General features: G+C 62.1%; 8 protein-coding genes. All 8 read left to right on the forward strand.

Going from position 1 to position 11,032, the window contains the following annotated elements; translation table 11 throughout:
* Positions 1-337: 337 nt before the first annotated feature.
* The 8 genes from QRN22_RS04640 (at position 338) to nuoH (ending at position 11,032) form a co-directional block, all read left to right on the forward strand.
* Positions 338-1,933: an isocitrate lyase gene (locus QRN22_RS04640; protein WP_042552640.1), complete on the forward strand. Its 1,596-nt coding sequence runs from the start codon at positions 338-340 to the stop codon at positions 1,931-1,933.
* Positions 1,934-2,395: 462 nt separating this feature from the next.
* On the forward strand, positions 2,396-2,809 hold the full coding sequence (locus tag QRN22_RS04645) for an NADH-quinone oxidoreductase subunit A (protein WP_042552639.1): 414 nt from the start codon (positions 2,396-2,398) through the stop codon (positions 2,807-2,809).
* A 10-nt stretch (positions 2,810-2,819) separates the two neighbouring features.
* Entirely contained in the window at positions 2,820-3,497 is a 678-nt protein-coding gene (locus QRN22_RS04650; protein WP_042552638.1) for a NuoB/complex I 20 kDa subunit family protein, read from the forward strand.
* Between the two features lie 59 nt (positions 3,498-3,556).
* Positions 3,557-5,338, forward strand: a complete 1,782-nt coding sequence (gene nuoC, locus QRN22_RS04655; RefSeq protein WP_042552637.1) for an NADH-quinone oxidoreductase subunit C/D — start codon at positions 3,557-3,559, stop codon at positions 5,336-5,338.
* Positions 5,339-5,348: 10 nt separating this feature from the next.
* The gene (nuoE, locus tag QRN22_RS04660; RefSeq protein WP_042552636.1) at positions 5,349-5,849 is read left to right on the forward strand and encodes an NADH-quinone oxidoreductase subunit NuoE; all 501 of its coding nucleotides are present in this window, start codon (positions 5,349-5,351) and stop codon (positions 5,847-5,849) included.
* Positions 5,846-7,207, forward strand: coding sequence for an NADH-quinone oxidoreductase subunit NuoF (nuoF, locus tag QRN22_RS04665; RefSeq protein ID WP_042552635.1), 1,362 nt, complete (start codon positions 5,846-5,848; stop codon positions 7,205-7,207). Before nuoE ends, nuoF begins: the two co-directional genes overlap by 4 nt.
* Positions 7,208-7,313: 106 nt before the next feature.
* Positions 7,314-10,043 (forward strand): NADH-quinone oxidoreductase subunit NuoG, encoded by a 2,730-nt coding sequence (nuoG, locus tag QRN22_RS04670; protein WP_042552634.1) that lies wholly within the window; start codon positions 7,314-7,316, stop codon positions 10,041-10,043.
* Positions 10,040-11,032 carry an NADH-quinone oxidoreductase subunit NuoH gene (gene nuoH / locus QRN22_RS04675; RefSeq protein WP_042552633.1) on the forward strand — a complete coding sequence of 331 codons (993 nt, stop codon included), beginning with the start codon at positions 10,040-10,042 and terminating at the stop codon, positions 11,030-11,032. The genes nuoG and nuoH overlap by 4 nt, the downstream gene beginning before the upstream one ends.

Below are 11,032 nucleotides of genomic sequence, written 5' to 3' on the forward strand. Positions count from 1 at the left end.
GAGCCTCCGGGTCGTATTCTTGCTTACCGCAAGATCGATTCGTGTTGTTAAGCCCACAAGGCAGTTCGACGAGATGGCGACTGGAACGAGGTTGTCCTGAGGGACGGGGAAGCGTTTCACGTATCGAATTGCACAGTGCCAAGGGCGTCCACGGGCCTGCACGCACAACAGCTCGCCTATCCGGCGAGTGGCAAACGATACGTTTCGTCCACCCGACCCAAGTGCCCTCCTCATTCCGGTTTCCTCTCAACGTCTGCGGTGAGCTCGCTCCGAGCCCTGCGCCTTGACTGCGCGCTACGTTCGGCGCTCGACCAAACACACACTTGAAGGATTGACCATGTCAGCTTACGAAAACGACATCAAAGCCGTTGCCGCCCTGAAAGAAGCCGCTGGCAGCAGCTGGAGCGCCATCAAACCGGAATCCGTCGCACGCATGCGCGCCCAGAACCGCTTCAAGACCGGCCTGGACGTCGCCAAGTACACGGCAGCCATCATGCGCAAGGACATGGCCGAGTACGACGCCGACTCCTCCGTCTATACCCAGTCCCTCGGCTGCTGGCACGGTTTCATCGGCCAACAGAAGCTGATTTCCATCAAGAAGCACCTGAAGACCACCAACAAGCGCTACCTCTACCTGTCCGGCTGGATGATCGCCGCGCTGCGTTCCGACTTCGGCCCGCTGCCCGATCAGTCCATGCACGAGAAGACCGCCGTCGCCGCGCTGATCGAGGAGCTCTACACCTTCCTGCGCCAGGCCGACGCCCGTGAGCTGGACCTGCTGTTCAACGCCCTGGACGCCGCCCGCGACGCCGGTGACAAGGCCAAGCAGAGCGAAATTCAGGCGCAGATCGACAATTTCGAAACCCATGTGGTGCCGATCATCGCCGACATCGACGCCGGCTTCGGCAACCCGGAGGCCACTTACCTGCTGGCCAAGAAAATGATCGAGGCAGGCGCCTGCTGCATCCAGATCGAGAACCAGGTGTCCGACGAGAAACAGTGCGGCCACCAGGATGGCAAGGTCACCGTTCCCCATGTCGACTTCCTGGCCAAGATCAACGCCGTGCGCTATGCCTTCCTCGAGCTGGGCGTGGACGACGGCGTGATCGTCGCCCGTACCGACTCCCTGGGGGCAGGCCTGACCAAGCAGATCGCCGTGACCAGCGAGCCGGGCGACCTGGGTGACCAGTACAACTCGTTCCTCGACTGCGATGAAATCAGTGCATCGGAACTGAAGAACGGCGACGTGGTGATCAACCGCGAAGGCAAGCTGCTGCGACCCAAGCGCCTGCCGTCCAACCTGTTCCAGTTCCGCAAGGGCACCGGTGAAGATCGCTGCGTACTGGACAGCATCACCTCGCTGCAGAACGGCGCCGACATGATCTGGATCGAAACCGAGAAGCCTCACGTCGGGCAGATCAAGGCCATGGTCGATCGCGTTCGCGAAGTCGTTCCCAATGCCAAGCTGGTCTACAACAACAGCCCGTCGTTCAACTGGACGCTGAGCTTCCGTCAGCAGGTATTCGACGCGTTCGTCGCCGACGGCAAGGATGTTTCCGGCTACGACCGCGCCAAGCTGATGAGCGTCGAGTACGACGAGACCGAGCTGGCTCAGGTTGCCGACGAGAAGATCCGCACCTTCCAGCGCGATGGTTCGGCCAACGCCGGTATCTTCCACCACCTGATCACCCTGCCCACCTACCACACTGCGGCGCTGTCCACCGACAACCTCGCCAAGGGCTATTTCGCCGACCAGGGCATGCTGGCCTACGTGAAGGGCGTGCAGCGTCAGGAGATCCGCCAGGGCATCGCCTGCGTCAAGCACCAGAACATGGCGGGCTCGGACATCGGCGACAACCACAAGGAGTACTTTGCGGGTGAAGCGGCACTGAAGGCCGGCGGCAAGGACAACACGATGAACCAGTTCCACTGACAGAACTGACAGACGTGCGCGTCGTCAGGCGCACGCTGTAACCCTTGAGCCCCGGCAGCGATGTCGGGTTTTTTTTATTGCTGCAACTAATAGGCGAGAAAGTTCAATGGTCATTGTGTGTTGAAGTGCGCCATGGATGGACAACTAAGCGACAAGTAAAAACTTAAAAGAACAAATTCTCAAATGATAAATATTCCCATTGAAGTCTGTTTAATTATTCACTACATGCATTTAAGCGGGGCGACCATAGAGCCATGTCATCTTTATAGGTCGTTGATTTAAAAGGGCCAATGCTCTTTTCTCGATGTCAGGCAAGCGACTTAATATTAATTTTTTGCGCTGAAAAATTTACTTACACCCAATACAGGCATAACATTATGCAAATAGATGCGAGGCGGCTGTGGTTGCCTTGCCATAACTTTAATTACGCGTGAAGCCGTTCCTTGCCTGAGGAGTCCCGGCATGTTGGAAGCAAGCAGTTCCCTGTCCCACAACTGGGCGTTGGCCGTTTTTCTGCTGGGGGTCGTTGGCCTCTGTGCGTTCATGATGGGCGTATCCAGCCTGCTGGGTAGCAAGGCATGGGGCCGCAGCAAGAACGAGCCGTTCGAATCGGGCATGCTTCCCACTGGCAGCGCACGTCTGCGTCTGTCCGCAAAATTCTATCTGGTCGCGATGCTCTTCGTGATCTTCGACGTCGAAGCCCTCTTTCTCTTCGCCTGGGCCGTCTCCGTTCGCGAAAGCGGCTGGGCCGGCTTCATCGAAGCAGCCGTTTTCATAAACATTCTGTTGGCAGGTCTTGTCTACCTTTGGCGTATCGGTGCGCTCGATTGGGCACCCGAGGGCCGTAAGTCTCGGCAAGCGAAGCTGAAACAATGAGGCTTTGGCGATGCAATACAAACTTACTCGGATCGATCCGGATGCTCCCAACGAGCAATACCCGATCGGCAAGCAGGAGGTCGTTTCCGACCAGCGTCTAGAAGACGAAGTGCACAAGAACATCTACATGGGGAAACTCTCGGATGTTCTCAGTGGTGCGGTGAACTGGGGTCGCAAGAACTCCCTGTGGCCGTACAATTTCGGCCTGTCGTGCTGCTACGTGGAAATGACCACCGCCTTCACCGCGCCGCACGACGTTGCGCGCTTCGGTGCCGAGGTAATCCGCGCATCCCCACGCCAGGCGGACTTCATGGTCATCGCCGGCACCTGCTTCATCAAGATGGCGCCCGTCATCCAGCGTCTCTATGAGCAGATGCTCGAGCCCAAGTGGGTCATCTCCATGGGTTCGTGCGCCAATTCCGGCGGCATGTACGACATCTACTCGGTCGTTCAGGGTGTCGACAAGTTCCTTCCCGTCGACGTCTACATACCCGGTTGCCCGCCCCGTCCCGAGGCATTTCTGCAAGGGCTGATGCTGCTGCAGGAATCGATCGGTCAGGAGCGCCGCCCGCTGTCCTGGGTCGTTGGCGATCAAGGCGTTTATCGCGCCGAGATGCCTTCCCAGAAAGAACAGCGCCGCGAGCAGCGTATTGCGGTTACCAACCTGCGTTCCCCTGACGAAGTCTGAGTCCCGCTTTCCAGCAAGGCCGGATTCACTCTCACCGTTGACCGATAGCGATCGAGACCATGACTGCAGACACCACCGTGTCCATTGCGCCGTACAAGGCGGACGACCAAGACGTCGTCGTTGAGCTTCAATCCCGTTTTGGCGCCGACAGCTTCACGCTGCAGGCCACCCGCACCGGCATGCCGGTCATCTGGGTCGGCCGCGACAAGCTCGTCGAGGTGCTGCGCTTCCTGCGCCAGGCATCGCGCCCCTACGTCATGCTGTATGACCTGCACGGCGTCGACGAGCGCCTGCGCACTCAGCGTCGCGGCCTGCCGGACGCTGACTTCACCGTGTTCTACCACCTCATGTCGCTGGAGCGTAACAGCGACGTGATGATCAAGGTGGCCCTGCGCGAGGGCGATCTCAACCTGCCTTCGGTGACCGGTATCTGGCCGAACGCCAACTGGTACGAGCGCGAAGTGTGGGACCTCTACGGCATCCATTTCACCGGTCACCCGCACCTGACCCGGATCATGATGCCGCCGACCTGGGAAGGTCACCCGCTGCGCAAGGACTATCCGGCGCGCGCCACCGAATTCGATCCGTTCAGCCTGACCCTGGCCAAGCAACAGCTCGAGGAGGAAGCCGCACGCTTCAACCCCGAAGACTGGGGCATGAAGCGCCAGAGCGAGAACGAGGACTACATGTTCCTCAACCTCGGCCCCAACCACCCGTCTGCGCACGGTGCGTTCCGCATCATCCTGCAGCTCGACGGTGAAGAAATCGTCGATTGCGTGCCAGAGGTCGGTTACCACCACCGTGGTGCCGAGAAGATGGCCGAACGCCAGAGCTGGCACAGCTTCATTCCCTACACCGACCGTATCGACTACCTCGGCGGGGTGATGAACAACCTGCCTTACGTGCTCTCGGTCGAAAAGCTCGCGGGCATCAAGGTGCCGCAGAAGGTCGACACCATCCGCATCATGATGGCCGAGTTCTTCCGCATCACCAGCCACCTGCTGTTCCTGGGCACCTATATCCAGGACGTCGGCGCGATGACCCCGGTGTTCTTCACCTTCACCGACCGCCAGCGTGCCTACAAGGTGATCGAAGCCATCACCGGTTTCCGCCTGCACCCGGCCTGGTACCGCATCGGCGGTGTCGCTCACGACCTGCCGCGCGGCTGGGAGAAACTGGTCAAGGAATTCGTCGACTGGCTGCCCAAGCGCCTCGACGAATACGAGAAGGCCGCGCTGCGCAACAGCATCCTCAAGGCGCGGACCATCGGTGTCGCTCAGTACAACACCAAGGAAGCGCTGGAATGGGGCACCACCGGGGCCGGCCTGCGCGCCACCGGTTGCGACTTCGACCTGCGCAAGGCACGCCCCTACTCCGGCTACGAGAACTTCGAGTTCGAGGTGCCGCTGGCCGTCAACGGCGATGCCTATGACCGCTGCATGGTGCGTGTCGAGGAGATGCGTCAGAGCATCAAGATCATCGACCAGTGCATGCGCAACATGCCGGAAGGCCCGTACAAGGCGGATCACCCGCTGACCACGCCGCCGCCGAAGGAACGCACGCTGCAGCACATCGAAACGCTGATCACCCACTTCCTGCAGGTTTCCTGGGGCCCGGTCATGCCGGCCAACGAAAGCTTCCAGATGATCGAAGCGACCAAGGGGATCAACAGTTACTACCTGACCAGCGACGGCAGCACCATGAGCTATCGCACCCGGATCCGTACCCCGAGCTTCCCGCACCTGCAGCAGATCCCTTCGGTGATCCGCGGCAGCATGGTCGCTGACCTGATCGCGTATCTGGGCAGTATCGACTTCGTTATGGCCGACGTGGATCGCTGAGGAAAACACCATGAGCAATGCAGCCCTGATTCAGACCGACCGTTTCGCCCTCAGCGAAACCGAGCGCTCGGCCATCGAGCACGAGATGCACCACTACGAAGACCCCCGTGCGGCGTCCATCGAAGCCCTGAAGATCGTGCAGAAGGAACGCGGCTGGGTGCCGGACGGCGCCGCCGACGCCATCGGCGCGATCCTCGGGATCCCGGCCAGCGACGTGGAAGGTGTCGCCACCTTCTATAGCCAGATTTTCCGCCAGCCCGTCGGCCGCCACATCATCCGTGTGTGCGACAGCATGACCTGCTTCATCGGCGGCCATGAAAACGTTCTCGGCAGCATCAAGTCCGAGCTGGGCATCGTGCCTGGGCAAACCACCGCTGACGGCCGCTTCACCCTGCTGCCCGTGTGCTGCCTGGGCAATTGCGACAAGGCGCCGGCGATGATGATCGACGACGAGACCTTCGGTGACGTTCAACCCGAAGGCGTGGCGCAACTGCTGGAGAATTTCCAATGATCAGTCGCAGCTCGAACCTGCTGACGTCTTTCGGCCCGGCGAACCGCATCGCTCGCAGCGAAGAGACTCATCCGCTGACCTGGCGCCTGCGCGATGACGCGCAACCGGTCTGGCTGGAGGAATACCAGCAGAAGAACGGCTATGCCGCTGCCCGCAAGGCACTGGCCGAAATGGCCCAGGCCGACATCGTGCAGACGGTCAAGGATTCCGGCCTCAAGGGCCGTGGCGGTGCTGGCTTCCCCACGGGCGTGAAGTGGGGCCTGATGCCCAACGATGAATCCCTGAACATCCGCTACCTGCTGTGCAACGCGGACGAGATGGAGCCCAACACCTGGAAAGACCGCATGCTGATGGAACAGCTGCCGCACCTTCTGGTGGAAGGCATGCTGATCAGCGCCCGGGCGCTGAAGGCCTATCGTGGCTACATCTTCCTGCGCGGCGAATACGTCGACGCGGCCGCCAACCTCAATCGGGCAATCGACGAAGCCAAGGCTGCCGGCCTGCTGGGCAAGAACATTCTCGGCAGCGGTTTCGACTTCGAGCTGTTCGTACACACCGGCGCCGGGCGTTATATCTGCGGTGAAGAAACCGCACTGATCAATTCCCTGGAAGGCCGTCGCGCCAACCCGCGCGCCAAGCCGCCCTTCCCGGCCGCCGTGGGTGTGTGGGGCAAGCCGACCTGCGTCAACAACGTCGAAACCCTGTGCAACGTGCCGTCGATCATCGGCAACGGCGTCGACTGGTACAAATCCCTGGCCCGCGAAGGCAGCGAAGACCACGGCACCAAGCTGATGGGCTTCTCCGGCAAGGTCAAGAACCCGGGCATCTGGGAGCTGCCATTCGGCATCAGCGCCCGCGAACTGTTCGAAGACTACGCCGGTGGCATGCGCGACGGTTACACGCTCAAGGCCTGGCAGCCAGGCGGCGCCGGTACCGGCTTCCTGCTTCCCGAACATCTGGATGCTTCCATGTACGCCGCCGGCATCGCCAAGGTCGGCACCCGTATGGGTACCGGCCTGGCCCTGGCCATCGACAACACGGTGAACATGGTGTCGTTGCTGCGCAACATGGAAGAGTTCTTCGCTCGCGAATCCTGCGGCTGGTGCACGCCCTGCCGTGACGGTTTGCCGTGGAGCGTGAAGATCCTGCGCGCTCTGGAGCGCAAGCAAGGCACCCGCGAGGACATCGACACCCTGCTCGGCCTGGTCAATTTCCTCGGCCCCGGCAAGACCTTCTGCGCTCACGCGCCGGGTGCCGTGGAGCCGCTGGGCAGCGCGATCAAGTATTTCCGCGAGGAGTTCGACGCCGGTGTGATCACCGACGCGATCCAGCCGCCCGTGGCGGCACACGCGGTATGAGCCTGATGGCCGGACATGTGGGCGCGCTGCGCCGTCCGGCCCGGGTCACGACAAAGAATTCCCTTAGCCCGTCCACCTTCGGGTGGGCAAACGAAGACTGAAGAAAATGGCCACTATCCACGTAGACGGCAAAGATCTCGAAGTCGATGGTGCGGACAACCTGCTGCAGGCCTGTCTGTCCCTCGGACTCGATATCCCCTACTTCTGCTGGCACCCGGCGCTCGGCAGCGTCGGCGCCTGCCGCCAGTGTGCGGTGAAGCAGTACACCGACGAAAACGACAAGCGCGGCCGCCTGGTCATGTCCTGCATGACGCCGGCGACCGACAACAGCTGGATTTCCATCGACGACGAAGAGGCCGTGGCCTTCCGCAAGAGCGTCGTCGAATGGCTGATGACCAACCACCCGCACGACTGCCCGGTCTGCGAGGAAGGCGGCCACTGCCACCTGCAGGACATGACGGTGATGACCGGCCACAACGCCCGTCGTTATCGCTTCACCAAGCGTACTCACCAGAACCAGGAACTCGGCCCGTTCATCGCCCACGAGATGAACCGCTGCATCGCCTGCTACCGCTGCGTGCGTTACTACAAGGACTACGCTGGCGGTACCGATCTGGGCGTCTACGGCGCTCACGACAACGTGTATTTCGGGCGTGTCGAAGACGGCACCCTGGAAAGCGAGTTCTCCGGCAACCTGGTCGAGGTCTGCCCGACCGGCGTGTTCACCGACAAGACCCACTCCGAGCGTTACAACCGCAAGTGGGACATGCAGTTCGCGCCGAGCATCTGCCATGGCTGCTCCAGCGGCTGCAACACCAGCCCGGGCGAGCGCTATGGCGAAGTGCGTCGCATCGAGAACCGCTTCAACGGCTCGGTGAACGGGTACTTCCTTTGCGACCGTGGCCGTTTCGGTTATGGCTACGTCAACCGTGAAGACCGTCCGCGTCAGCCGTTGATGGTGCTCAGCAAGATGAAGATGGGCCTCGATGCCGCCCTCGATCAGGCCGCTGCCCTGCTGAAGAACCGCAAGGTGATCGGCATCGGCTCGCCGCGTGCCAGCCTCGAGGGCAACTTCGCCCTGCGCGAACTGGTCGGCGCCGAGAACTTCTATTCCGGTATCGCGGCGGCTGAGCAGGCCAATATCCGCCTGATCCGTGACGTGCTGCAGAACGGCCCGCTGCCGGTGCCGACCCTGCGCGATATCGAAGACCACGACGCGGTATTCGTGCTCGGTGAAGACCTGACCCAGACCGCCGCCCGTATCGCTCTGGCGCTGCGCCAGTCGGTCAAGGGCAAGGCCACCGAGATCGCGGCCGGTGCGAAGATTCAGGACTGGCACATGGCTGCGGTGCAGAACGTCGCCCAGCACGCGCTCAATCCACTGTTCATTGCCAGCGTCACCGCCACGCGCCTCGACGATGTTGCCGAGCAGTGCGTACACGCCGCGCCGGACGACCTCGCGCGTATCGGTTTCGCCGTGGCTCACGCCATTGACCCGAGCGCACCGGCAGTCGAAGGTCTGGAAGCTGAAGCCGCCGAGTTGGTGCAACGCATCGCCGACGCGCTCTTGAACGCCAAGCGCCCGCTGATCGTCTCCGGTGCTTCGCTGGGCAATCGCGCCCTGATCGAAGCAGCGGCGAACATCGCCAGCGCCCTGAAGAATCGCGACAAGGCCGGCTCCATCAGTCTGGTGGTGCCGGAAGCCAACAGCATGGGCCTGGCCCTGCTGATGGGCGACAAGTTCGCCGGCAACAGCCTGGACGACGCGCTGCACGCGCTCACCTCGGGCCAGGCCGACGCACTGGTGGTGCTGGAAAACGACCTCTACCACCGCGCTGACGCTGCCCGTGTCGACGCTGCCCTGGCAGCCGCCAAGGTGGTGATCGTCGCCGATCACCAGAGCACCGCCACCACGGCCAAGGCGCACCTGCTGCTGCCAGCCGCCAGTTTCGCCGAAGGCGACGGCACCCTGGTCAGCCAGGAAGGTCGCGCGCAGCGCTTCTTCCAGGTTTACGATCCGTCCTACTACGACGCCAACATCCTGGTGCGTGAAGGCTGGCGCTGGCTGCACGCGCTGCACAGCACGCTGCACAACCGTGGCGTGGACTGGACGCAGCTGGATCAGGTCACCGCCGCCTGCGCGGCCAGCAGCGCCGAGCTGGCCGGTATCCGTGACGCCGCGCCAAGCGCCTCGTTCCGCATCAAGGGCCTCAAGCTCGCTCGTGAGCCGCACCGCTACAGCGGGCGTACCGCCATGCGCGCCAATATCAGCGTGCACGAACCGCGTCAGCCCCAGGACAAGGACTCGGCTTTCGCGTTCTCCATGGAAGGCTATTCGGGCAGCAAGGAAGACCGTCAGCAGATCCCCTTCGCCTGGTCGCCAGGCTGGAACTCGCCCCAGGCCTGGAACAAGTTCCAGGACGAAGTCGGTGGTCATCTGCGTGCAGGCGACCCAGGCGTACGCCTGATCGAAGCCAAAGGTGGAAACCTGGGCTGGTTCAGCGCGCCAACGGCCTTCAACCCGGCTCAGGGCACCTGGCAGGCAGTACCGCTGCACCACCTGTTCGGCAGCGAGGAAATGTCCTCGCGCGCCGCGCCGATCGCCGAACGCACGCCTGAGGCCTACGTGGCCCTGGCCAAGGATGAGGCCGATCGCCTCGGTGTCAACGACGGCGCCCTGCTGCAGCTGAACGTCAATGGCCAAAACCTGCGCCTGCCGCTGCGCGTCAGCGAAGAGCTGGGTGTCGGCCTGGTTGGCTTGCCAGCGGGCCTGGCAGGCATTCCTGCTGGCATCGCCGGTGCGGCCGTGACCAACATCGGGGAGGCCGCGCGATGAGTTGGCTGACGCCTCAGTTGCTCGACATCATTCAGGAAGTGCTCAAGGCCATCGTCATCCTGCTTGCGGTGGTGGTCACCGGTGCCCTGCTGAGCTTCGTCGAGCGCCGTCTGCTCGGCTGGTGGCAGGATCGCTACGGCCCCAACCGCGTCGGCCCGTTCGGCATGTTCCAGATCGCCGCGGACATGCTGAAGATGTTCTTCAAGGAAGACTGGACGCCACCGTTCGCCGACAAGGTGATCTTCACCCTGGCTCCGGTGATCGCCATGGGCGCGATGCTGATCGCCTTCGCGATCATCCCGATCACCCCCAACTGGGGCGTGGCGAACCTGAACATCGGCATTCTGTTCTTCTTCGCCATGGCGGGTCTGTCGGTATACGCCGTGCTGTTCGCCGGCTGGTCGAGCAACAACAAGTTCGCCCTGCTCGGCAGCCTGCGCGCGTCGGCCCAGACCATTTCCTACGAAGTGTTCCTGGCCCTGGCGCTGATGGGCATCGTCGCCCAGGTCGGCTCGTTCAACATGCGCGATATCGTCGACTACCAGGCGCAGAACCTGTGGTTCATCATTCCGCAGTTCTTCGGCTTCTGCACCTTCTTCATCGCTGGTGTGGCCGTGACTCACCGTCACCCCTTCGACCAGCCGGAAGCGGAGCAGGAACTGGCCGACGGCTACCACATCGAGTATGCCGGCATGAAATGGGGCATGTTCTTCGTCGGTGAATACATCGGCATCGTGACCATTTCCGCCCTGCTGGTGACCCTGTTCTTCGGCGGCTGGCACGGCCCGTTCGGCATCCTGCCGCAGATCCCGTTCTTCTGGTTCGCGATCAAGACCTGCTTCTTCATCATGATCTTCATCCTGCTGCGCGCCTCCATCCCGCGCCCACGGTATGACCAGGTCATGGCCTTCAGCTGGAAGTTCTGTCTGCCGCTGACCCTGATCAACCTGCTGGTGACCGGCGCCGTTGTGCTGGCCACGGCCCAGTAA

This window comes from Pseudomonas sp. MEJ086, assembly GCF_030209025.1.
Lineage (GTDB): Bacteria > Pseudomonadota > Gammaproteobacteria > Pseudomonadales > Pseudomonadaceae > Aquipseudomonas > Aquipseudomonas fulva_A.

What these genes read in the sequence shown, in the direction of transcription:
- QRN22_RS04640 (WP_042552640.1), top strand. Translation starts at nt 338, where the DNA reads ATGTCAGCTTACGAAAACGACATCAAAGCCGTTGCCGCCCTGAAAGAA.
- QRN22_RS04645 (WP_042552639.1), top strand. Translation starts at nt 2,396, where the DNA reads ATGTTGGAAGCAAGCAGTTCCCTGTCCCACAACTGGGCGTTGGCCGTT.
- QRN22_RS04650 (WP_042552638.1), top strand. Translation starts at nt 2,820, where the DNA reads ATGCAATACAAACTTACTCGGATCGATCCGGATGCTCCCAACGAGCAA.
- nuoC (WP_042552637.1), top strand. Translation starts at nt 3,557, where the DNA reads ATGACTGCAGACACCACCGTGTCCATTGCGCCGTACAAGGCGGACGAC.
- nuoE (WP_042552636.1), top strand. Translation starts at nt 5,349, where the DNA reads ATGAGCAATGCAGCCCTGATTCAGACCGACCGTTTCGCCCTCAGCGAA.
- nuoF (WP_042552635.1), top strand. Translation starts at nt 5,846, where the DNA reads ATGATCAGTCGCAGCTCGAACCTGCTGACGTCTTTCGGCCCGGCGAAC.
- nuoG (WP_042552634.1), top strand. Translation starts at nt 7,314, where the DNA reads ATGGCCACTATCCACGTAGACGGCAAAGATCTCGAAGTCGATGGTGCG.
- nuoH (WP_042552633.1), top strand. Translation starts at nt 10,040, where the DNA reads ATGAGTTGGCTGACGCCTCAGTTGCTCGACATCATTCAGGAAGTGCTC.